The sequence below is a fragment of the Kitasatospora sp. NPDC002522 genome (genome assembly GCF_053595195.1).
Genome location: NZ_JBSFXE010000024.1, coordinates 1 through 21,957, shown reverse-complemented (window position 1 = coordinate 21,957; position 21,957 = coordinate 1). Strand labels below are relative to the sequence as shown.

At 72.6% G+C, this 21,957-nt stretch carries 17 protein-coding genes and 1 pseudogene; 14 read left to right on the top strand and 4 right to left on the bottom strand.

The genetic code is table 11. The annotated features are described in order from the left end of the window. Window positions 1–135: 135 nt before the first annotated feature. Both ACWD4U_RS20920 and ACWD4U_RS20915 read left to right on the top strand, forming a co-directional pair. Window positions 136–2,421 (top strand): annotated as a pseudogene (locus ACWD4U_RS20920) (RelA/SpoT family protein); the annotation flags it as partial. A 79-nt stretch (window positions 2,422–2,500) separates the two neighbouring features. Beyond that, on the top strand, window positions 2,501–3,307 hold the full coding sequence (locus ACWD4U_RS20915) for a hypothetical protein (RefSeq protein ID WP_363454013.1): 807 nt from the start codon (window positions 2,501–2,503) through the stop codon (window positions 3,305–3,307). A gap of 66 nt (window positions 3,308–3,373) precedes the next feature. On the opposite strand, the gene ACWD4U_RS20910 is transcribed toward ACWD4U_RS20915, so the two are convergent. Both ACWD4U_RS20910 and ACWD4U_RS20905 read right to left on the bottom strand, forming a co-directional pair. Beyond that, a complete protein-coding gene (locus tag ACWD4U_RS20910) occupies window positions 3,374–4,603 on the bottom strand; it encodes a DUF349 domain-containing protein (RefSeq protein ID WP_363454015.1) in 1,230 nt (409 codons plus the stop codon). 206 nt (window positions 4,604–4,809) lie between these two features. Continuing rightward, entirely contained in the window at window positions 4,810–5,556 is a 747-nt protein-coding gene (locus ACWD4U_RS20905; protein WP_363454017.1) for a peptidylprolyl isomerase, read from the bottom strand. 212 nt (window positions 5,557–5,768) lie between these two features. Between ACWD4U_RS20905 and ACWD4U_RS20900 the strand changes: the two genes are divergently transcribed. From ACWD4U_RS20900 to ACWD4U_RS20885, 4 genes are all read left to right on the top strand, one after another. Next, window positions 5,769–6,476, top strand: a complete 708-nt coding sequence (locus tag ACWD4U_RS20900; protein ID WP_363454019.1) for an MBL fold metallo-hydrolase — start codon at window positions 5,769–5,771, stop codon at window positions 6,474–6,476. Between the two features lie 11 nt (window positions 6,477–6,487). Next, a complete protein-coding gene (gene hisS, locus ACWD4U_RS20895) occupies window positions 6,488–7,750 on the top strand; it encodes a histidine--tRNA ligase (protein ID WP_363454021.1) in 1,263 nt (420 codons plus the stop codon). Then, window positions 7,747–9,537: an aspartate--tRNA ligase gene (gene aspS / locus ACWD4U_RS20890; protein WP_363454023.1), complete on the top strand. Its 1,791-nt coding sequence runs from the start codon at window positions 7,747–7,749 to the stop codon at window positions 9,535–9,537. Before hisS ends, aspS begins: the two co-directional genes overlap by 4 nt. Window positions 9,538–9,678: 141 nt before the next feature. After that, entirely contained in the window at window positions 9,679–10,185 is a 507-nt protein-coding gene (locus tag ACWD4U_RS20885; protein ID WP_363454025.1) for a GNAT family N-acetyltransferase, read from the top strand. On the opposite strand, the gene ACWD4U_RS20880 is transcribed toward ACWD4U_RS20885, so the two are convergent. Next, a complete protein-coding gene (locus tag ACWD4U_RS20880) occupies window positions 10,158–11,174 on the bottom strand; it encodes a LysR family transcriptional regulator (protein WP_363454027.1) in 1,017 nt (338 codons plus the stop codon). The two genes, ACWD4U_RS20885 and ACWD4U_RS20880, sit on opposite strands and share 28 nt — an antisense overlap. A 278-nt stretch (window positions 11,175–11,452) precedes the next feature. Between ACWD4U_RS20880 and ppk2 the strand changes: the two genes are divergently transcribed. The 4 genes from ppk2 (at window position 11,453) to rpsD (ending at window position 15,259) form a co-directional block, all read left to right on the top strand. Next, window positions 11,453–12,241: a polyphosphate kinase 2 gene (gene ppk2 / locus ACWD4U_RS20875; RefSeq protein ID WP_363454061.1), complete on the top strand. Its 789-nt coding sequence runs from the start codon at window positions 11,453–11,455 to the stop codon at window positions 12,239–12,241. A gap of 106 nt (window positions 12,242–12,347) precedes the next feature. After that, a complete protein-coding gene (locus tag ACWD4U_RS20870; RefSeq protein WP_363454029.1) occupies window positions 12,348–12,953 on the top strand; it encodes a hypothetical protein in 606 nt (201 codons plus the stop codon). A 45-nt stretch (window positions 12,954–12,998) separates the two neighbouring features. Beyond that, on the top strand, window positions 12,999–14,348 hold the full coding sequence (locus ACWD4U_RS20865; RefSeq protein ID WP_363454031.1) for a replication-associated recombination protein A: 1,350 nt from the start codon (window positions 12,999–13,001) through the stop codon (window positions 14,346–14,348). Between the two features lie 296 nt (window positions 14,349–14,644). After that, window positions 14,645–15,259: a 30S ribosomal protein S4 gene (rpsD, locus tag ACWD4U_RS20860; RefSeq protein ID WP_033211599.1), complete on the top strand. Its 615-nt coding sequence runs from the start codon at window positions 14,645–14,647 to the stop codon at window positions 15,257–15,259. Window positions 15,260–15,369: 110 nt separating this feature from the next. Here the strand turns inward: rpsD and ACWD4U_RS20855 are convergent, their stop codons facing one another. Continuing rightward, window positions 15,370–17,529, bottom strand: coding sequence for an ATP-binding protein (locus ACWD4U_RS20855; RefSeq protein ID WP_363454033.1), 2,160 nt, complete (start codon window positions 17,527–17,529; stop codon window positions 15,370–15,372). 225 nt (window positions 17,530–17,754) lie between these two features. Here ACWD4U_RS20855 and ACWD4U_RS20850 point away from each other — a divergent pair, with 225 nt between their 5' ends. From ACWD4U_RS20850 to ruvX, 4 genes are read left to right on the top strand one after another with little or no spacing between them, the layout of a single operon-like run. Next, window positions 17,755–18,231 carry a DUF948 domain-containing protein gene (locus ACWD4U_RS20850; RefSeq protein ID WP_363454035.1) on the top strand — a complete coding sequence of 159 codons (477 nt, stop codon included), beginning with the start codon at window positions 17,755–17,757 and terminating at the stop codon, window positions 18,229–18,231. A gap of 6 nt (window positions 18,232–18,237) precedes the next feature. Further along, complete coding sequence (locus ACWD4U_RS20845) at window positions 18,238–18,672, top strand: DUF6167 family protein (protein ID WP_363454037.1); 435 nt, start codon at window positions 18,238–18,240, stop codon at window positions 18,670–18,672. Further along, window positions 18,672–21,341 (top strand): alanine--tRNA ligase, encoded by a 2,670-nt coding sequence (gene alaS, locus ACWD4U_RS20840; RefSeq protein ID WP_363454039.1) that lies wholly within the window; start codon window positions 18,672–18,674, stop codon window positions 21,339–21,341. The genes ACWD4U_RS20845 and alaS overlap by 1 nt, the downstream gene beginning before the upstream one ends. Continuing rightward, window positions 21,341–21,835: a Holliday junction resolvase RuvX gene (ruvX, locus tag ACWD4U_RS20835; RefSeq protein WP_363454041.1), complete on the top strand. Its 495-nt coding sequence runs from the start codon at window positions 21,341–21,343 to the stop codon at window positions 21,833–21,835. Before alaS ends, ruvX begins: the two co-directional genes overlap by 1 nt. The last annotated feature ends 122 nt before the right edge of the window (window positions 21,836–21,957 follow it).

Sequence of the window (21,957 nt, the reverse complement as noted above, 5' to 3'; positions counted from 1 at the left end):
CGGCGTTCCGGTCAGCGATCGACCCTCCCGCCGCCGGTACGATGAAGGTTGATCCGTGTCCAGGTAGGAGTGTCCTTGCCCGACGAGGTTGTGCCCACGGCTGCGACTGCCAGTTCCCGTCCTTCGCCCGGCGGGATGCGGGCTCGCCTTGCGCGGTTGGGCGGTCAGCGCAGTTCCACGGTCAACCCGGTGCTGGAGCCGCTGTTCCGGACCATCCGGGCGGGCGACCCGAAGGCCGACCCGGCGCTGCTGAAGGACATCGAGAGCGCGTACGCGGTCGCCGAGAAGTGGCACCGCGGGCAGAAGCGCAAGAGCGGCGACCCGTACATCACGCACCCGCTGGCGGTCGCGACCATCCTGGCCGAGCTGGGGATGGACGCGCCGACGCTGATGGCCGGCCTGCTGCACGACACCGTGGAGGACACCGACTACGGGCTGGAGACGCTGCGGCGGGACTTCGGCGACTCGGTGGCGCTGCTGGTCGACGGCGTGACCAAGCTGGACCGGGTGAAGTTCGGCGAGGCCGCGCAGGCGGAGACCGTCCGCAAGATGGTCGTGGCGATGGCCAAGGACCCGCGGGTCCTGGTGATCAAGCTCGCCGACCGGCTGCACAACATGCGCACGATGCGGTACCTGAAGCGGGAGAAGCAGGAGAAGAAGGCCCGCGAGACGCTGGAGATCTACGCCCCGCTGGCGCACCGGCTGGGCATGAACACCATCAAGTGGGAGCTGGAGGACCTGGCCTTCGCCATCCTCTACCCCAAGATGTACGACGAGATCGTCCGGCTGGTGGCCGAGCGCGCCCCGAAGCGCGACGAGTACCTGGCGACCGTGATCGACCAGGTGCAGGGCGACCTGCGCGGGGCGCGGATCACCGCGCAGGTGACGGGCCGTCCGAAGCACTACTACTCGGTCTACCAGAAGATGATCGTCCGGGGCCGGGACTTCGCCGAGATCTACGACCTGGTGGGCATCCGGGTCCTGGTCGACACCGTCCGCGACTGCTACGCGGCGCTGGGCACCATCCACGCGCGGTGGAACCCGGTGCCGGGGCGGTTCAAGGACTACATCGCGATGCCCAAGTTCAACATGTACCAGTCGCTGCACACCACGGTGATCGGTCCCGGCGGCAAGCCGGTCGAGCTGCAGATCCGCACCTTCGACATGCACCGCCGCGCCGAGTACGGCATCGCCGCGCACTGGAAGTACAAGCAGCGGGCGGTGGCGGGCGCGTCCAAGGTGCGCACCGACACGCCGGTGCACGGCCGGCACGACAAGGCCGACGCGGTCAACGAGATGGCCTGGCTGCGGCAGCTGCTGGACTGGCAGAAGGAGACCGAGGACCCCAGCGAGTTCCTCGAGTCGCTGCGCTTCGACCTGTCCAGCAACGAGGTGTTCGTCTTCACCCCGAAGGGCGACGTGATAGCGCTGCCCGCGCAGGCCACCCCGGTGGACTTCGCGTTCGCGGTGCACACCGAGGTCGGCTACCGCTGCATCGGCGCCCGGGTGAACGGCCGGCTGGTGCCGCTGGAGTCGACGCTGGAGAACGGCGACACGGTGGAGGTGTTCACCTCCAAGGCGGAGAACGCCGGTCCGTCCCGGGACTGGCTGAGCTTCGTGAAGTCGCCGCGGGCCCGGAACAAGATCCGCGCCTGGTTCTCCAAGGAGCGCCGCGAGGAGGCGATCGAGCAGGGCAAGGAGGCGATCGCCCGGGCGATGCGCAAGCAGGGCCTGCCGATCCAGCGGATCCTCACCGGGGACTCGCTGGTCACGCTGGCCCACGAGATGCGCTACCCGGACATCTCCTCGCTGTACGCGGCGATCGGCGAGGGCCACGTCGCGGCGCAGGCGATCGTGCAGAAGCTGGTCCAGGCGATGGGCGGCGAGGAGGGCGCGGTCGAGGACCTCGCCGAGACCGCCACCCCGTCGCACCAGCCGCGGGCGATGCGCCGCCGGGCCAAGGGCGACCCGGGCGTGATCGTCAAGGGCGTGGACGACGTCTGGGTGAAGCTGGCGCGCTGCTGCACGCCGGTGCCGGGCGACCCGATCGTCGGCTTCGTCACCCGCGGCAACGGAGTCTCGGTGCACCGCGCGGACTGCGTCAACGTGGAGTCCCTGCAGCAGCAGCCCGAGCGGATGATCGAGGTCGAGTGGGCGGCCACCCAGTCCTCGGTCTTCCTGGTGGCCATCCAGGTGGAGGCGCTGGACCGCTCCCGCCTGCTGTCCGACGTCACCCGGGTGCTCTCCGACCAGCACGTCAACATCCTCTCGGCGGCCGTGCAGACCTCCCGCGACCGGGTGGCGATGAGCCGGTTCACCTTCGAGATGGGCGACCCCAAGCACCTGGGGCACGTGCTGAAGGCGGTCCGCGGCGTGGAGGGCGTCTACGACGTGTACCGGGTGACCTCCGCCCGCAAGTAGGCCCGGCGCTCCGGTCGCCGCCCGCCCCCACCCCGCCGAGACTGGCCGGGTGGGGGCGGTCGGCATTTCGGGAGGCAGTGTGACTGGGACTCGGCTGGTGACGGCGGCGGCGGGCGTGGCGGTGGCCGCGCTGGTCGCCGGGTGCGGCACCGGTTCGGACGGGTGGGCCAAGGGCCCGACCCCGAGCCACAGCTCCGCCGCGGTCTCCGCCTCGGCGGCGGCCGCCTCGCAGGGCGCCGCGACCGCGGGCGACAACGGCGTGGCACAGCTGCCCGCCGCGGACATCGTGCAGCGCGCCTCGCAGGCGCTGCGGGACGCCCACGCGGTACGGGCGGCGGGCACGGTCGAGGCGCTGGGCCAGACGATCACCCTGGACCTGCGGCTGGACACCGCCGGCAACTGCAACGGCAGCCTCGGCCTCGGCGGCGAGGGCGGATTCAAGCTGGTGAAGGCCGGGCAGCAGCTCTGGGTCAAGCCAGACCGGGTGTTCTGGGACGCGCACGGCGGCGCCGGGATCGCCGACCTGGTCGGCGACCGCTACCTGAAGACCACCGTCGACGACCCCGACTTCGGCGAGCTCGGCAGCCTCTGCGACCTCGGCGCCCTGGCCGACCAGCTCGGCTCCGACACCGCCTCGCTCACCACCGGCGCCGCCACCACCCTGCGCGGCCTGCCCGCCGTCCCGGTCAGCGGCAGCTCGGACGGCGAGCCCGGCACGCTGTACGTGGCCACGGCCGGCGCGCCGGTGCCGCTGCGGCTGGAGAAGAGCGCGGGCGCGGTGGACTTCACCGACTTCGGCACCCCGGTGCCGTCCGCCACGCCCGGGCCGAACGAGACGGTCGACCTGAACGAGCTGACGCCCGGCTCCTCGCCCTCGACCGTCTGAGCCCCGTCCGCGGGAACGCGCAGGGGCCCCGTCCGTGGCGCGCGGACGGGGCCCCTGGCGGTGCGGTCAGGAGGAGAACTCCTGCAGCGACTTCTGGGCCTGGTCGAGCAGCGCCTGACGGCCCGCCAGGTCGGCCTCCAGCTTGGCGACCTTGGACGCGTTGCCGGCCGCGCGGGCCTTGTCCAGGTCGGCCTGCAGCTTGTCGACGGCGGCCTGCAGCAGGCTGGTCATGCCGGTGGCGCGGGCCTTGGCCTCCGGGTTGGAGCGCTGCCACTCGGCCTCCTCGGCCTCGCGGATCGCCCGCTCGACCGTGGCGAGCCGGCCGTCCAGCTTCGGACGGGCGTCGCGCGGGACGTGGCCGATGGCCTCCCAGCGCTCGGCGACACCGCGCAGCGCGGCCTTGGCGGCCTTCAGGTCGGTGATCGGGAGGATCGCCTCGGCCTCGACCAGCAGGGCCTCCTTGGCCTTCTGGTTCTCGCCCTGCTCGGCGTCACGCTCGGAGAACGCGGAGGACCGGGCCTGGAAGAAGACGTCCTGGGCGCCGCGGAAGCGGGCCCACAGCTCCTCCTCCGCGTCCCGCTGGGCGCGGCCGGCGGACTTCCACTGCGCCATCAGGTCGCGGTAGGCGGCGGCGGTCGGGCCCCACTCGGTGGAGTTGGAGAGCGCCTCGGCCTCGGCGACCAGCTTCTCCTTCACCGCGCGGGCCGACTCGCGCTCCGAGTCGAGCGCCGCGAAGTGCGACTTGCGGTGCTTGGAGAAGACCGAGCGGGCGTGCGAGAAGCGGTGCCACAGCTCGTCGTCGCTCTTGCGGTCCAGCCGCGGCAGCGCCTTCCAGTTGTCCACCAGGGCGCGCAGCCGGTCGCCGGCCTCCCGCCACTGGTTGGACTCGGCCAGCTGCTCGGCCTCGGCGACCAGCGCCTCCTTGGCGGCGCGGGTCTCGTCCTGGGCCTTGGCGCGGGCGGCCTTGCGCTCGCTCTGCCGGGACTCGATCTCACCGGCCAGCGTGTCCAGCCGCTTGGCCAGCGCGTCCAGGTCGCCGACCGCGTGGGCCTCGACCACCTGGGCGCGCAGGTGGTCGAGCGCGGTCTGCGCCTCCTTGGCGGCCAGGTCGGTCTTGCGCACCCGGTGCTCCAGGAGGGCGATCTCCGCCTCCAGGCCCTGGAACTTGCGCTCGAAGTAGGCGAGGGCCTCCTCGGGGGAGCCGGCCTGCCAGGAGCCGACCTGGCGTTCGCCGTCGGCCGTCCTGACGTAGACGTTCCCCTGCTCGTCGACACGGCCCCACGGGTCGCTGGTCACAGCGCCTCCTCCACATGACGCCACACCGCACGGGCGGGGGCGTCGTCCACAGTTGATGTGCGGCGGACCGGTGAAGCCCGCCGTCCCGAGCCGTCGAAAGCTGCGCCGAGGGTGACGGCCGACGGTCTGGGCACCCTATACAACAGCAACATAGGCGACCAGCGCCGGTGCTGTCCGCATCCGGCGCCGGTCGATTTTCGCGGCGGTCAGCCCTTGGCGGCGGTGATGCCGGTGATGTTGACCGGGGTGGCCGGCGGACCGTCGGTGCCGCCGCCCTGGACACCGGCCGCGGCGATCTTCTGCAGCACGTCCAGACCGGCCGTGATCTTGCCGAACGGCGTGTAGTTGGGCGGCAGTTGAGTGTCCTTGTAGACCAGGAAGAACTGGCTGCCGTTGGTGTTCGCGCCGGAGTTCGCCATCGCCACGGTGCCGGCCGGGTAGGTCGCGCCGGTCAGGTTCTCGTCGGTGAACTGGTAACCGGGACCGCCCGATCCGGTGCCGGTCGGGTCGCCGCACTGGAGCACGAAGATGCCGTCCGTGGTGAGGCGGTGGCACTTGGTGCCGTCCCAGAACTTCTCACCCGCCAGGAAGGCGAAGGAGTTGACGGTGTGCGGGGCCTTCGCGGCGTCCAGCGAGAAGCTGACCTTGCCCGCCGAGGTGTCCATCGTCGCCGAGTAGGACGCGGCGGTGTCGATGGTCATCGCCGGCTCCTTGTCCCAGTGCTTGGCGCTCTGGGACGGGGTGGGCGCGGCGGCCGGGGTGGAACTCTTCGGGTCGGAGTCGAACGCCCCGGTGGCGATCAGGCCGGCGCCGGCGGCCACCACGACGGCCAGGGCCCCGGCGACGATCGCGTTGCGCTTCTTGCGCTTGCGGTCCGACGCGGCCCGCGCCTCCACCTGGCGCTCGTACTTCTCGCGGGCGAGCTGCCGCCGCCGCTGTTCGCTGCTGACCACCGGCCGTGTCTCCTAGTAGAACCTGGATTGTCGTGGTGCGGATCATCGCACCCATCGGCGGCCAAGTGTAGGGACCTCGTGCGTCAGTACGGGATCAGCGCCCGATGAGAAAGCCCTGAACGCGCCCGGATATCCGGTTAGCTCGTGGCCCCCCGCCGCCGGTAGGCTGCGGGGAGACCGCATACCGCCACCGCCTGAAACGAAGGACTCGCGTGTTCGTCGCCGGATTCCCCGCTGGGGCCTGGGGCACCAACTGCTACCTGGTCGCTCCCGCCGCCGGTGAGGAGTGCGTGATCGTCGACCCCGGGCACGAAGCGACGCGCGGCGTCGAGGACTTGATCCGCGAGCACCGGTTGAAGCCGGTCGCGGTGCTGCTCACCCACGGGCACATCGACCACATCGCCTCGGTGGTCCCGGTCTGCGGCGCGCAGGGCGTCCCCGCCTGGATCCACCCCGCGGACCGGTACATGATGGCCGACCCCGAGAAGGCCCTGGGCCGCTCGCTCGGCCAGCAGCTGATGGGCTCGCTCACCGTCGGAGAGCCGGACGACGTCCGGGAGTTGACCGACGGCGCGGTGCTGGAACTGGCCGGCCTGCAGCTCACCGTCGACCACGCCCCCGGCCATACCGAGGGGTCGGTGACCTTCCGGACGCCCTCGCAGGACGACATCCCACCGGTGCTGTTCTCGGGCGACCTGCTGTTCGCCGGCTCCATCGGGCGAACCGACCTCCCGGGCGGAGACGGCGGAGCGATCATGCGCTCGCTGGCCCGGGTGTGCCTGCCCCTCGACGACGCGACCGTGGTGCTCTCCGGCCACGGCTCCCAGACCACCATCGGCCGTGAGCGCGCCACCAACCCCTACCTCCAGCAGGCGGCGGGGGCGTCCGGCGCCCCGGCCTTCCCGCGACGAGGAATGTGACGGAAGAGAAGTTGAGCACCTTCACCGCCCCCAAGGGCACCTACGACCTGCTGCCGCCCACTTCGGCGACCTTCCTGGCGATCCGCGAGGCCATCGCCGCCCCCGCGCGGCGGGCGGGCTACGGCTACGTCGAGACCCCGGTCTTCGAGGACGTGAAGCTCTTCTCCCGCGGCGTCGGCGAGTCCACCGACATCGTCACCAAGGAGATGTACAACCTGACCACGCGCGGCGGCGACGAGCTCGCGCTGCGCCCGGAGGGCACCGCCTCGGTGCTGCGCGCCGCCCTCCAGGCCAACCTGCACAAGCAGGGCAACCTCCCGGTCAAGCTCTGGTACTCCGGCTCGTACTACCGCTACGAGCGCGCCCAGAAGGGCCGCTACCGCCAGTTCTCGCAGGTCGGCGCGGAGGCGATCGGCGCCGAGGACCCGGCGCTGGACGCCGAGTTGATCATCCTGGCCGACGACGCCTTCCGCTCGCTCGGGCTGTCGGACTACTCGCTGCTGCTCAACAGCCTCGGCGACAAGCAGTGCCGCCCGGTCTACCGCGCCGCGCTGATCGACTTCCTGTCCGGCCTCGACCTGGACGAGGACACCCGCCGCCGCGCCGAGATCAACCCGCTGCGGGTGCTCGACGACAAGCGCGAGGCGGTGCAGGCCCAGCTCACCGACGCCCCGATGCTGCGCGACTTCCTCTGCGAGGACTGCAAGGCATACGACGAGAAGGTCCGCGAACTGCTGACCCTCGCCGGAGTGGCCTTCACCGACGACCCGAAGCTGGTCCGCGGCCTGGACTACTACACCCGCACCACCTTCGAGTTCGTGCACAACGGCCTCGGCGCGCAGTCCGCGATCGGCGGCGGCGGCCGTTACGACGGCCTCTCCGAGATGATCGGCGGCCCCGCGCTGCCCTCGGTCGGCTGGGCGCTCGGCGTGGACCGCACCTTCCTGGCGCTGGAGGCGGAGGGTGTCGCGCTCGAACTGCCCGCCGCCACCGCGGTGTACGCCGTCGCGCTGAGCGAGGAGGCCAAGACCGTGCTGTTCGCCACCACGGTCGAGCTGCGCCGGGCCGGTGTGGCCACCGACCTGGCGTTCGGCGTCAAGGGCATCAAGAACGCCATGAAATCGGCGGATCGATCCGGCGCCCGGTTCGCCGTGATCGCCGGCGACCGGGACCTCGCCGAGGGCGTGGTCCAGCTCAAGGACATGGAGTCCGGCGAGCAGACCCCCGTCGCCCTCGAGGCGCTCGTCACCACCCTGAAGGAGAAGCAGCTGTGATCCGCACGCACGACGCGGGCACGCTCCGCGCGGAGCACGCCGGCACCACCCTCACCCTGGCCGGCTGGGTGGCCCGCCGCCGTGACCACGGCGGCGTGGCCTTCATCGACCTGCGGGACAGCTCCGGCACCGTGCAGGTCGTGGTCCGCGACCTGGAGTCGGTGCACGGCCTGCGCTCCGAGTACTGCGTCAAGGTGGTCGGCGAGGTCCGGGTCCGCCCCGAGGGCAACGAGAACCCGGAGATCCCGACCGGCGCCGTCGAGGTCGTGGTCGAGTCCATCGAGGTGCTCTCCGAGGCGGCCCCGCTGCCGTTCCAGGTCGCGGAGTACGAGCCCGGCTCGGTCAACGAGGAGGTCCGGCTGCGCTACCGCTACCTGGACCTGCGCCGCGAGGGCCCGGCCCGCGCGCTGCGGCTGCGCTCGAAGGTCAACCACATCATCCGCAACGTGATGGAGGAGAACGACTTCCTCGACATCGAGACGCCGTACCTCACCCGCTCCACCCCCGAGGGCGCCCGCGACTTCCTGGTGCCGGTGCGCCTGCAGCCGGGCCACTGGTACGCGCTGCCGCAGTCCCCGCAGCTGTTCAAGCAGCTGCTGATGGTGGCCGGCATGGAGCGCTACTACCAGATCGCCCGCTGCTTCCGCGACGAGGACTTCCGCGCCGACCGGCAGCCGGAGTTCACCCAGCTCGACATCGAGGCCTCGTTCGTCGACCAGGAGGACATCCTGGCGCTCGGCGAGAAGATCATCGCCGCGATCTGGCAGCAGGTCCACGGCTACGAGATCCCGAACCCGCTGCCCCGGATGACCTACGCCGACGCCATGGCGCGCTACGGCTCGGACAAGCCGGACGTCCGCTTCGGGCAGGAACTCACCGACCTCACCGAGTACTTCAAGGGCACCGAGTTCCGGGTCTTCCAGGCGCCGTACGTCGGCGCGGTGGTCATGCCCGGCGGCGCCTCGCAGCCCCGCAAGCAGCTCGACGCCTGGCAGGACTGGGCCAAGGCGCGCGGCGCCCGCGGCCTGGCCTACGTGCTGGTCGACGCCGAGACCGGCGAGCTGCGCGGCCCGGTCGCCAAGAACCTGTCCGAGGAGCACCTGGCCGGCCTGGCCGCCGCGGCGGGCGCCAAGCCCGGCGACGCGGTGTTCTTCGCGGCCGGCAAGAAGACCCCGTCGCAGGAGCTGCTCGGCGCGGCCCGCCTGGAGATCGGCCGCCGCTGCGCGCTGATCGACGAGTCCCAGTGGGCCTTCCTCTGGGTGGTCGACTTCCCGATGTTCGAGCCGATCGAGGACGACAAGGGCGAGTTCCAGGGCTGGCACGCGGTGCACCACCCGTTCACCGCGCCGACCGCCGAGTCGCTGGCCACCTTCGACACCGACCCGGGCGCGGCCCTCTCCAACGCCTACGACCTGGTGCTCAACGGCTCGGAGCTGGGCGGCGGTTCGATCCGTATCCACCAGCGAGACGTGCAGAAGCGGGCGTTCGACGCGATCGGCCTGTCCGAGGAGGAGGCCGCCTCGCAGTTCGGCTTCCTGCTGGACGCCTTCAACTACGGCCCGCCGCCGCACGGCGGCGTCGCGTTCGGCCTGGACCGGATCGTCACCCTGCTCGGCGGGTACGACACCATCCGGGACGTCATCGCCTTCCCGAAGACCTCCACCGGCGGCGACCCGCTGACCGGCGCCCCCACCGCGATCACCCCGGCACAGCGCCGGGAGGCCGGCGTGGACGCCCAGCCGAAGTCCAAGGAGGCGGCGAAGTCCGAGGCGGAGAGCGCCTCCTGACGCACCGTCCGATCTGACGGGACATCAGGAAGATCACGATTTGCTCCGGCCCCGGGCCGGTGCGGGCCACCCGGCGGTAGGCTCGCACCGCCCGGGGCCGTGATGCTGCACAAGGGGGTGCAGCTGCAAGAAGGGTCAAGGATGACCGTACGAACCAGAGTGGAACTCCCCGCCGACGCCGCGGAGACGCGGCGGGTGCACATGGCGGCCTTCCCAGGCCCCGAAGAGGCGGACCTGGTGGACGCGTTGCGCCGCGACGCCGCCTGGCTGCCCGAACTGTCGCTGGTCGCCGTCGACGAGCGCGGCGTGGTGATCGGGCACGCGCTGCTCACCCGGCTGCGGATCGGCAACGGCAAGGGCCTGGCGCTGGCCCCCGTCGCGGTCGCCCCCGAGTGGCAGCGCAAGGGCGTCGGCAGCGCCGTGGTGCGGGCCGCGCTGGACGCCGCCGCCGAGGCCGGCGAGCGGGTCGTGGTGGTGCTCGGCGAGCCCGGGTACTACGGCCGGTTCGGCTTCACCCCCGCCTCCGGTCACCGCATCAGCGGGCCGTTCGAGGTGCCCGACGCATACTTCCAGGCGCTGCGCCTGCCCGGCGCCGACGGCGCCCCGCACGGCCTGTGCCGCTACCCCTCGCCGTTCGCCGAGGTCTGAGCCGCACTCCGGGCGGGGCCCGGCGTCGAGTTCCGGGAACCCTGGGCCGGAACCCGACCCAGCGTCGTCGCGGGCGACCGGCCGCCACCGGCCGCCCGGAACTGCACCTCCAGGTGCAGTCGGCAGCTCTCCGCGAACGCCGCCATGGCCGGCGTCAGCGGCCGGCCCTGCAGCCAGTACAGGCCGACCCGGCTCGGCGCCAGGCCGCGCACCGGCCGGCAGACCACGTCGGCGCGGGCCGACAGCCGCTCGATCGACTGCGGGGCGAACCCGATGCCCTGCCCGCAGGCCACCGCCGCCAGCCACTCGTCCGCGCTGTGCGCCACCGCGCCGATCCGCGCCGGACGCGCGCCCCGCTCGGGGGCGCCCAGCCAGTAGTCCCGCCACAGGCCGGCCTCCAGCGGGATCGCCACGAACGGCTCGTCCCACAGCTCGTCGGCGTCCAGCACCCGGCGGCCCGCCAGCCGGTGGTCCGCCGCCAGCACCGCCCAGCGCTCCTCGGCGCCCAGTGCCACGTGCGCGTACCGCTCGCCGACCTCCTCCGGGGCGTGCCACAGGGCCAGGTCCAGTTCGCCGGAGGCCAGCCCCGAGGACTCGTCGAACCAGCTGTTCTGCCGCATCCGCAGCCGCCAGCCCGGCATCCGGCGGGCGAAGTCCTCCACCGCGGCCCGGCTCACCAGGTTGATGGTGCTGCCCTCGAAGCCCACCCGCAGCTCCCCGCCGGCCGCCGCCCAGCGGGTCGCCCGCAGCGCCTCCTCCCAGCGCTCCAGCAGCCCCCGGGCCCGCGCCGCCAGCTCGGAGCCCGCCGCGGTCGGCACCATCCCGGCCCGCGAGCGCACGAACAGCTCCACCCCCAACTGGAGCTCCAGCGCCCGGATCTGCTTGGTCAGCGTGGGCTGGCTGACGCCGAGGCGGGCGGCCGCCGCGGTCAGCTGACCCTCCTCGCAGACCACCGCGAGGTAGCGCAGCATCCGGGTGTCTATGTCCATGCCCACAGGCTATGGACAAAGGCATTGGACCGGGCACCCGGGGGTGTACCAGAGTTGCCCAGCCAACCCGGTGGGGTTGCACCGGCGGTCACGGGGGGCTGCCGGTGCCCCCACCGGTTGTGCCCGGCGGGACACCCACCGGCCGCGTCCGACCTGCGCGGGAGCCTGACCGACCGTAGCCTGAGGGATCGTCAGCGGCACGGTTCATCGGAGGGCACACAGTGGCGGAACCCAAGCGCGCCAAGCGGACCGGCCCGAACGCGGCCAAGCCGAAGCGGATGCCGAAGCGGATCTACGAACCCGAACTGCTCCGCCTCCAGCACGAACTGGTGAAGATGCAGGAGTGGGTGCGCAGCACCGGCGTCCGGATGGTGGTGGTCTTCGAGGGCCGCGACGCGGCCGGCAAGGGCGGTGCGATCAAGCGCGTCACCGAGTACCTCAACCCGCGCATCGCCCGGGTCGCGGCGCTGCCCGCCCCCACCGAACGCCAGCGCGGCCAGTGGTACTTCCAGCGCTACGTCGAACAGCTGCCCGCCGCCGGGGAGATGGTCCTGTTCGACCGCTCCTGGTACAACCGGGCCGGGGTGGAGAAGGTGATGGGCTTCTGCACCGACGAGGAGTACTGGCAGTTCCTGCACCAGTGCCCGACCTTCGAGCGGATGCTGATCGAGGCCGGCATCCTGCTGCGCAAGTACTGGTTCTCGGTCAGCGACATCGAACAGGAGCGCCGCTTCCGCGACCGGCTGGACGACCCGATGCGGCAGTGGAAGCTCTCCCCGATGGACGTCGAGTCGATCTCGCGCTGGGAGGACTACTCCCGCGCCAAGGACGAGATGTTCGTCTACACCGACATCCCCGAGGCGCCGTGGAACGTGGTCGAGAGCGACGACAAGCGGCGGGCCCGGATCAACATGATCGCCCACCTGCTGTCCTCCGTCCCGTACCACGAGGTGGTCCGCCCGGCCGTCACGCTGCCGCCCCGGCCGAAGCCGCGCGGCTACCAGCGGCCCCCGCGCGACCTGCAGAAGTACGTCTTCGACCACGCGGGCACCCTGTTGCCGCACTGACCGGGCGGTGGACGCCCCCGGTTGACCCCGGTGCGCGGGCGGGCGTGCGATGGAGACAGGCGGGGGCGGGCCGCCGCCCCCGCGCACTGGGACGGAGGCTGTCCTCATGTTCGTCCGTACCGTCTACGCCACCGGGGACCCGGCGCTGCTGGAGGAGAGCCTGGACGGCCTGCGGGCCGAATCGGTCAAACTCCTCTCCGGCCAACCCGGCTACCGGGGTTACGGCCTGTTCGCCAACCGGCAGCTCGGCACCCTCACCATGGGGTCCTGGTGGGAGACCGCCGAGGCCGAGGCCGCCAGCGACGCCGAACTGCGCGAGCGCCGCAACACCCTGCTGGTGCCGTTCGCCGCGACCGTCGCCGTCAACACCTGGGAGGCCGTGGTCGCCGACCCCGGCCAGGCGGTCGAGAACGGCGGCTTCCGGCTGGTCCGTTTCGCTTTCGAGCCCGGCACGCTCGACCAGGTGGTCAAGGGCTTCAGCGAGAGCGGCCTGAGCGGCGTCCGCGAGATCGACGGCTACGTCGGCGCGGCGATGCTGATCGACCGTGGGAAGAGCATCGGCACGGTCGGCGCGATCTTCGCCGACCGCCAGGCCTTCGAAGCCTCCCGCGGCCCCCAGTCCGAACTGCGCTCCCGTGCCTCCAAGGCGTCTGGCACCACGATCTACGGGTTGGAGGAGTTCGACGTCGTCCTGCTGGACCGCCCGCAATAACGCCACGCCACGGCCTGTCCGCGGCAGCGCATAGGCTTGGCTCTCGTGGACGAGCCCGACCTTTTCACGCATGCCGCCGAGGAACGCCAGGCCACCGAGCCGGGGCGCGCCCCGCTCGCGGTCCGGATGCGCCCCCGCACGCTCGACGAGGTCGCAGGACAGCAGAAGCTGCTCAAGGACGGTTCGCCGCTGCGCCGGCTGGTCGCCGGGTCCCGCGGGCCGGCCGCCACCAGCTCGGTGATCCTCTGGGGGCCGCCGGGGACGGGCAAGACCACCCTCGCGCACGTGATCAGCCAGGCCGTCGAGGGCCGGTTCGTCGAACTCTCCGCGATCACCGCCGGCGTCAAGGAGGTCCGCGCGGTGATCGAGGGCGCTCGCCGCGCCGTCGGCATGAGCGGCCGCGAGACCGTGCTCTTCCTCGACGAGATCCACCGCTTCTCCAAGGCCCAGCAGGACTCGCTGCTGCCCGCCGTGGAGAACCGCTGGGTGACGCTGATCGCCGCCACCACCGAGAACCCGTACTTCTCGGTGATCTCGCCGCTGCTCTCCCGCTCGCTGCTGCTCACCCTGGAGTCGCTCACCGACGAGGACGTCCGCACCCTGCTGCGCCGCGCGGCCACCGACGAGCGGGGGCTGGCGGGCGCGGTCGAGCTCGGCCCGGAGGCCGAGGACCACCTGGTCCGGCTGGCCGGGGGCGACGCCCGGCGGGCGCTGACCACGCTGGAGGCGGCGGCCGGGGCGGCGCTGGAGCAGGGCGAGCGGGTGCTCACGCTGGCGATGACGGAGACCGCCGTCGACCAGGCCGCGGTGCGCTACGACCGCGACGGCGACCAGCACTACGACGTCGCCAGCGCGCTGATCAAGTCGATCCGGGGCAGCGACGTCGACGCCACCCTGCACTACCTGGCGCGGATGATCGAGGCGGGGGAGGACCCGCGGTTCATCGCCCGGCGGCTGATGATCTCGGCCAGCGAGGACGTCGGCCTGGCCGATCCGACGGCCCTCCAGACGACGGTCGCGGCGGCCCAGGCGGTGGCGCTGATCGGCTTCCCGGAGGCCCGGATCATCCTGGCCGAGGCGGCCATCGCGCTGGCCCTGGCGCCGAAGTCGAACGCCGCCTACCTGGCGATCGACGCGGCCCTGGCGGACGTCCGGCAGGGCCTGGCGGGGGCGGTGCCCTCCCACCTGCGGGACGCGCACTACGGCGGGGCGCAGAAGCTCGGCCACGGCAAGGGCTACCAGTACCCGCACGACCTGCCGGAGGGCATCGCCGCGCAGCAGTACGCGCCGGACACCGTGCACGGCCGGGAGTACTACAAGCCGACCCGGCGCGGCGGCGAGGCCCGCTACGCGGAGATCGCGGAGTGGACCAGGGCGCGGCTCAGGGGCGAGTGAGCACCCTGTAGACTTCGTCGTTGAGTGTCCCGGGCCAGGGGCTCCCCAGGGAGCGACCGGCCGCACCAGCGGGACATCGACCGGAGGGGTTCCGTCACGGAACGCCTCCAGGAGCGGCGCGCACCGGCCTTCGGTGTCGCGCGGGTGTCCACCTCGGTGGCCCCTCGTGTGCAAGCACATAGTGCCCGGTCGCGGAGAGCGGCTGACCTTCCGGCGACGGACGGTTTTTCTCCGGACCGCGAGAAGCGTCCTCCGTCAACACCTGGTGACAGCCGTATCGAACAGGAAAAGGAAACATGGCGAACCAGAAGCGCCCCAAGGTCAAGATCGCCCGTGCACTCGGCGTTCCGCTGACCCCGAAGTCCGTCAAGTACTTCGAGGCCCGCCCGTACCCGCCCGGCCAGCACGGCCGTGGCCGCAAGCAGAACTCTGACTACAAGGTCCGTCTGACCGAGAAGCAGCGTCTGCGCGCGCAGTACGACCTCAGCGAGAAGCAGATGGCGCGTGCCTTCGAGGCCGCCAAGAAGGTCGAGGGCAAGACCGGTGAGGCGCTCGTCGCCCTGCTGGAGGTCCGCCTCGACTCCCTGGTGCTGCGTTCGGGCATCGCCCGCACCATCTACCAGGCCCGTCAGATGGTCGTGCACGGTCACATCGAGGTCAACGGCTCGAAGGTCAACAAGCCGTCGTTCCAGATGAAGCCGGGCTACGTCGTCACGGTGAAGGAAAAGTCCAAGGAGAAGGTCCCCTTCCAGGTGGCTCGCGAGGGCGGCAACGCCGGCGAGGGCCAGACCCCGAAGTACCTCGAGGTCAACCTGAAGGCCCTGGCCTTCCGCCTGGACCGCGCGCCGCAGCGCCGCGAGGTTCCGGTCGTCTGCGACGAGCAGCTCGTCGTCGAGTACTACTCGCGCTGACCCGCGAGCGGAACGCCCCCTCGGTCCTCGGACCGCGGGGGCGTTTCCCGTTTCCGGGTGTCCACAGCGCGTCGGGCGGCGCTGACGGCGCGTCGGGTGCTGACGGGCCGTCAGACGTTCACCGGGGCGGACGGGCGGGACGGGTTGCGCGGGCTCGGGTGGTCGCCCGGATCGGTGGCCGGGCCGGGCAGCTCGCCGCCCAGCGCGCGGCGCACCGCGGCGTCCAGGTCGAGCCGCCCGCCGAGCCGGAAGGCGTCCGCGTACTCCTGCTCGGTCAGGCCGGTGCGGGCCCGCTGCTCGCACTCGCGGTGCGGGCCGTTGAAGGTGCGGGAGCCGAAGAACGGGGTGCCGACGGCCTGCCAGAGCCGGTGCGCGGCGCCCTGCAGCACCCGGGCCTCGCGCAGGTCCGAGTCCGGGCCGTCGGTGGCCAGCAGCGCCAGCAGGTCCATCGCGAGGACGATGCCCAGCAGGTCGCGGAAGAGGTACTGCAGCCGCATCGACTCGCGGGCGAACGCCCGGGCCAGCCGCAGCTCGCCGGCCGACCACTTGGCGTACGCCATCGCGTAGAGGCAGTAGCCGTACGCCCACTGCTCGCCGTGCTCCTCGCAGATCTCCCGGACCCGCTCGGTCCACGCCTCGCCGTTCTCCTCGTCGCCGAGGAAGAGGTAGGCCAGGGCGAGTTCGAACATCGCCATCAGCACGTTGGAGTTGAGCTCGCCGAGGGTGTTGTAGTGCCACAGCGCCTCCTCGAACAGCTCGGCGGCGCGCTGCGGTTCGTCGCCGATCAGGGCCGCGCAGCCCTGGCGGTGCACGGCGTACGCGAGGGCGCGGTCGTCGCCGGTGTCCAGGGCCTGGCGGCGGCACTCCTCCAGGGCGGGGCGGGCCCGCGGCAGGTCGCCCTGCAGGGTGGCGAGGTAGCCGGTGACCCACAGGGCCTTGGCCCGGGCGTCGGTGGGCTCGGGGGCGAGGGCGAGCGCGCGGTCCAGCCAGTGCCGGCCCTCGCCGAGGTGGCCGGAGCCGACCCAGAAGTACCAGAGGGTGCCGGCCAGGACGAGGGCGAGCTGCTCCTCGCCGGGTTCGGCGAGCGAGAACTCCAGGGCGGCCCGCAGGTTGGCGTGGGCGAGCCGGGTGCGTTCGGCGGTCTCGGCCTGGCGCGGGCCGAACCACTCCACCTCGCCCCAGGTGGCGACGCCCAGGTACCAGTCGCGGTGCCGGCGCAGCAGCCGGTGGTCGTCGCCGCCGGCCCGCAGCCAGTGGCCGCCGTACTCGCGCAGGGTGTCGAGCATCCGGAACCGGACGCCCTGCTCGTCGCCGAGCCGGACCAGCACCGAGCGGTCGACCAGCGAGTCGACGAGTTCCAGGACGTCGTCGGCGTCCAGGCCGTCGCCGGCGCAGACGTACTCGGCGGCGTCCAGGTCGAAGCCGCCGGCGAAGACCGACAGGCGCGACCAGAGTAAACGTTCCTGCATGGTGCAGAGTTCGTGGCTCCAGCCGATCGTGGTGCGCATCGTCTGGTGCCGCGCCGGGGCGGTGCGGTCGCCGCCGGTGAGCAGCCGGAAGCGGTCGTCGAGGCGGGCGGTGATCTGCTCCACCGACAGCGCCCGCAGCCGCCCGGCGGCCAGCTCCACCGCCAGCGGGATGCCGTCCAGCCGGCGGCAGAGCAGCGCCACCTCCGGGCGGTTGCGGTCGGTCAGCCGGAAGCCCGGCAGCACCGCGGCGGCCCGGTCGGCGAACAGCACCATCGCCTCCGCGTCGGCCCGCCCGCCGGCCGGCTCGACCGGCAGCGGGGCCAGCGGCAGCAGGTGCTCCCCGGCGGCGCGCAGCGACTGGCGGCTGGTGGCCAGCACCCGCAGCCGCGGCGCGGCCCGCAGCAGCGCGTCCACCAGCTCGGCGCAGGCCTCCACCTGGTGCTCGCAGCCGTCCAGCACCAGCAGCAGCCGGCGGTCGGCGAGCTGCTCGACCAGCACGTCCAGCGGCGGGCGGGCGGTGTGGTCGGTCAGCCGCAGCGACTCGAGCACCGCGTGGCCGACCAGCAGCGGGTCCTGCACCGGGCCGATCTCCGCCAGGTGCACGCCGTCCGGGAAGTCGGCGGCGGCCCGGCGGGCCGCGCGCAGGGCCAGCCGGGTCTTGCCGACCCCGCCGGGCCCGGTCACCGTGACCAGCCGGGACTGCGTCACCAGCCGTGCCAGCGCGCCCAGTTCGGCCCGGCGGCCGACGAAGCTGGTCACCTCTGCGGGCAGCCCGCCCCGTGGGTCCGGTGCTGCCGACATGCCGCTCAAGAGACGCCCCCGTCACGAGAACTGGAAACCGGTCGGCCCGCGTTCCGCGAGCCAACCCCCCAACGAGCCGACCTGGCGGTAGGTTACGCGCCGTGTTCGCACACCCGACCGGTTCGCGCCGGGCCGATATCCGGTCGGGGAGCGACCGGCAGTCACGGTAGGGTTCACTTCCGAGGTGGTCGCCTCGGAAACGCACAGGCGAGGGAGCGCGCGAAGGTGTCCGTGGGAGAGCTGGCCGGGCTGCTGGTCGCCGTCTTCTGGGCGGTCCTGGTCACCCTGCTCGCCGTCGTGCTGGTCCGGCTGTCCAAGGTGCTCCGCGAGGCCACCGTCCTGGTCTCCGCCGTCACCGAGCAGGCCGTCCCGCTGCTGACCGACGCGAACGCCGCGGTGCGCAGCGCGCACGAGCAGCTGGAGCGGGTCGACGAGATCACCGCCAACGTGCAGGACGCCGCGGCCGACGCCAAGGCGCTGTCCTCCACCGTCGCCGCCACCCTGGGCGGGCCGCTGGTGAAGATGGCCGCGTTCAGCTACGGCGTGCGCAAGGCGGTGGCCCGCCAGCAGTCCGGCCTGACGCTGCCCCAGCAGGCGGGCGAGCGCGAGGAACTGGCCCGGCTGATCCGCGCCGAGGTGCGCGCCCAGGCGGCGCCGCGCGGCGGCCTGGTGGCCCGGATCCGACGGGCCGTGAGGGGCTGACGGACCATGGTGCGCAGGATCTTCTGGATGGCGGTCGGCGCGGGCGCCACCGTCTGGGCCATGAACAAGGCCAACGAGGCGGTGCACCGCCTCACCCCTGACTCGCTGTCAGGCACCGCCGCCCGCGGCGCCCTCCGACTCGGCGACACCGCCAAGCGGTTCGCCCGCGACGTGCGCGCCGGGATGGCCGAGCGCGAGGAGCAGCTGCGCGCCGAGCTCGGGCTGGACGGCACCGCGGTGGTCGAGCCGCCGCGCCGCCGCGCGCTCGGCGGCGCGGCCGGCGACGGCGGGGCCCGAGCTATCTCGGCGGCGCCGGGCTCCCCGGCCGCCGCCCTGCCCCCGTCGCGCGCAGAGCGCAGCACCACCCCCCAGAGAATCGTTGCGAAGGCCCGCCGGCGCGAGCTGCCGGGCAGCACGACCGATCGGAAGGACCCCCACTGATGGAGTCGGCAGAGATCCGCCGCCGCTGGCTGCGCTTCTTCGAGGAGCGCGGCCACACCGTCGTACCGTCGGCCTCGCTGGTCGCCGACGACCCCACCCTGCTGCTGGTCAACGCCGGCATGGTGCCGTTCAAGCCGTACTTCCTCGGCGAGGTCAAGCCGCAGTTCTCGCGCGCCACCAGCGTGCAGAAGTGCGTCCGCACCCTGGACATCGAGGAGGTCGGGAAGACCACCCGGCACGGCTCGTTCTTCCAGATGTGCGGCAACTTCTCGTTCGGCGACTACTTCAAGGAAGGCTCGATCAAGTTCGCCTGGGAGCTGCTCACCACTCCCGTCGCGGACGGCGGCTACGGCCTGGAGCCGGAGAAGCTCTGGATCACCGTCTACAAGGACGACGACGAGGCCGAGCAGATCTGGCGGGACGTCATCGGCGTGCCCTCCGAGCGGATCCAGCGCCTGGGCATGAAGGACAACTTCTGGTCGATGGGCGTCCCCGGCCCGTGCGGCCCGTGCTCGGAGATCAACTACGACCGCGGCCCCGCGTACGGTGAGGAGGGCGGCCCGGCGGTCAACGGCGAGCGCTACCTGGAGATCTGGAACCTGGTCTTCATGCAGTACGAGCGCGGCCACGGCGACGGCAAGGACGGCTTCGAGATCCTCGGCGACCTGCCGAGCAAGAACATCGACACCGGCCTCGGCCTGGAGCGGCTGGCCGCCATCCTGCAGGACGTCGACAACCTCTTCGAGATCGACACCAGCCGGATGATCCTCGACCGCGCCGCCGAGCTCACCGGTCACACCTACGGCGCCGACCACAAGTCGGACGTGTCGCTGCGCGTGGTCACCGACCACTTCCGCACCGCGCTGATGCTGGTCGGCGACGGCGTCACCCCGGGCAACGAGGGCCGCGGCTACGTGCTGCGCCGGATCCTGCGCCGGGCGATCCGCAACATGCGGCTGCTGGGTGCCACCGAGCCGGTGGCGCAGGAGCTCATCGACATCTCCATCAAGGCGATGGCCCCGCAGTACCCGGAGCTGGAGATCGACCGCAAGCGCATCGAGACGGTCGTGGTCGCCGAGGAGACCCGCTTCCTGCAGACCCTGCGGGCCGGCACCAACCTGCTGGACGGCGCGGTCACCGAGGCCAAGGAGGCCGGCCACGCCGCGCTCTCCGGTGAGAAGGCGTTCCAGCTGCACGACACCTTCGGCTTCCCGATCGACCTGACCCTGGAGATGGCCGAGGAGCAGGGCCTGGCGGTCGACGAGGCCGGCTTCCGCCGCCTGATGCAGGAGCAGCGCGACCGCGCCAAGGCGGACGCCAAGGCGAAGAAGATGGGCCACGCCGACGTCGCCGCGTACCGCGAGGTCGCCGACAAGTCGGGCGCGTCCGTCTTCACCGGCTACAGCAACACCGAGGGCGAGGCCACCGTGGTCGGCCTGCTGGTGAACGGCGTCCCGTCGCCGGCCGCCACCGAGGGCGACGAGGTCGAGATCATCCTCGACCGCACCCCGTTCTACGCCGAGGGCGGCGGCCAGCTCGCCGACCACGGCCGGATCCGGCTGGACTCCGGCGCGGTGGTCGAGATCCGCGACGTGCAGCAGCCGGTGCCGGGCGTGATCGTGCACTCCGGCGGGGTGCTGTTCGGTGAGGTGGTGCTCGGCGCGTCCGCGTACGCCACCATCGACATCGAGCGCCGCCGGGCCGTCTCGCGCGCCCACTCGGCGACCCACCTGACCCACCAGGCGCTGCGTGACGCGCTCGGCCCGACCGCCGCGCAGGCCGGTTCGGAGAACGCGCCGGGCCGGTTCCGCTTCGACTTCGGTTCGCCGGCCGCGGTGCCGGGCTCGGTGCTGACCGACGTCGAGCAGAAGATCAACGAGGTGCTGGTCCGCGAACTCGACGTCACCGCCGAGGTGATGACGATGGACGAGGCCCGCAAGCAGGGCGCCATCGCGATGTTCGGCGAGAAGTACGGCGACTCGGTGCGCGTGGTCACCATCGGCGACTTCTCGAAGGAGCTGTGCGGTGGCACGCACGTCGGCAACACCGCCCAGCTGGGCCTGGTGAAGCTGCTCGGCGAGTCCTCGATCGGCTCCGGCGTGCGCCGGGTGGAGGCGCTGGTCGGCGTCGACGCGTACAAGTTCCTGGCCCGTGAGCACACCGTGGTCGCCCAGCTGACCGAGCTGGTCAAGGGCCGGCCGGAGGAGCTGCCGGAGAAGATCTCCGGGATGCTCGCCAAGCTGAAGGACGCCGAGAAGGAGATCGAGCGCTTCCGCGCCGAGAAGGTCCTCGCGGCGGCCGCCGGCCTGGCGGAGAGCTTCGAGGACGTCCGCGGCGTGGCGCTGGTCGCCGCCCGGGTCGCCGACGGCGTGGGCGCGGACGAGCTGCGCAAGCTGGTGCTGGACGTCCGCGGCCGGCTGGGCTCGCGCCCGGCCGTGGTCGCCGCGTTCACCGTGGCGAACGACCGCCCGCTGACCGTGATCGCCACCAACGAGGACGCCCGCTCGCGTGGCGTCAAGGCCGGCGAGCTGGTCCGCACCGCGGCCAAGACGCTCGGCGGCGGCGGTGGCGGCAAGGACGACGTCGCGCAGGGCGGCGGCACCAACCCGGGTGCGGTCGCGGACGCGATCGAGGCCGTGCGCGCCCTGGTCGCGGAGCGCGCCTCCTGATGACGGGTCTTTCGGAGCAGCCCGAGGGTCAGGTCTTCCGGCGGGGCCGCCGGATCTCCGTCGACGTCGGCGACGCCCGGATCGGGGTCGCGTCCTGCGACCCCGACGGGCTGATCGCCACGCCGGTGGAGACGGTGCCCGCCGGGGGCCGCTCGCAGGGCCGTCTGAAGGAGATCGTCGAGGAGTACGACGCGATCGAGGTGGTGGTCGGCCTGCCGCGTTCGATGAGCGGCAAGGAGGGCCCGGCCGCCGCCAAGGTCCGGGCGTACGCCGGCCGGCTGGCCGGGGTGGTCGCGCCGGTCCCGGTGCGGCTGGTGGACGAGCGGATGACCACCGTCACCGCGGCCCAGGGCCTGCGGGCCTCCGGCCGGTCCGCCAAGAAGGGCCGCTCGGTGATCGACCAGGCGGCGGCGGTGGTGATCCTGCAGAGCGCCCTGGAGGCCGAACGGGTGAGCGGTCGCCCGCCCGGTGAGAGTGTCGAACCGGTCATCTGATCGACCCGGCTTAGGTTCCGATCGGGGGGGCCGGGGGGGGGGGGGGCGCGCGGGGCCCCCCCCCCGGGGCCCGCCGGGGTGGCGGGCGTTTGCCTCCCCTTAACACGCCCCGGCGGCACCCC

Bases quoted from the DNA above. Each gene is read 5' to 3' on its own strand.
- ACWD4U_RS20885 (WP_363454025.1), top strand. From the start codon at position 9,679: ATGACCGTACGAACCAGAGTGGAACTCCCCGCCGACGCCGCGGAGACG.
- ACWD4U_RS20880 (WP_363454027.1), bottom strand. From the start codon at position 11,174: ATGGACATAGACACCCGGATGCTGCGCTACCTCGCGGTGGTCTGCGAG.
- ppk2 (WP_363454061.1), top strand. From the start codon at position 11,453: ATGCCGAAGCGGATCTACGAACCCGAACTGCTCCGCCTCCAGCACGAA.
- ACWD4U_RS20870 (WP_363454029.1), top strand. From the start codon at position 12,348: ATGTTCGTCCGTACCGTCTACGCCACCGGGGACCCGGCGCTGCTGGAG.
- rpsD (WP_033211599.1), top strand. From the start codon at position 14,645: ATGGCGAACCAGAAGCGCCCCAAGGTCAAGATCGCCCGTGCACTCGGC.
- ACWD4U_RS20855 (WP_363454033.1), bottom strand. From the start codon at position 17,529: ATGTCGGCAGCACCGGACCCACGGGGCGGGCTGCCCGCAGAGGTGACC.
- ACWD4U_RS20845 (WP_363454037.1), top strand. From the start codon at position 18,238: ATGGTGCGCAGGATCTTCTGGATGGCGGTCGGCGCGGGCGCCACCGTC.
- alaS (WP_363454039.1), top strand. From the start codon at position 18,672: ATGGAGTCGGCAGAGATCCGCCGCCGCTGGCTGCGCTTCTTCGAGGAG.
- ruvX (WP_363454041.1), top strand. From the start codon at position 21,341: ATGACGGGTCTTTCGGAGCAGCCCGAGGGTCAGGTCTTCCGGCGGGGC.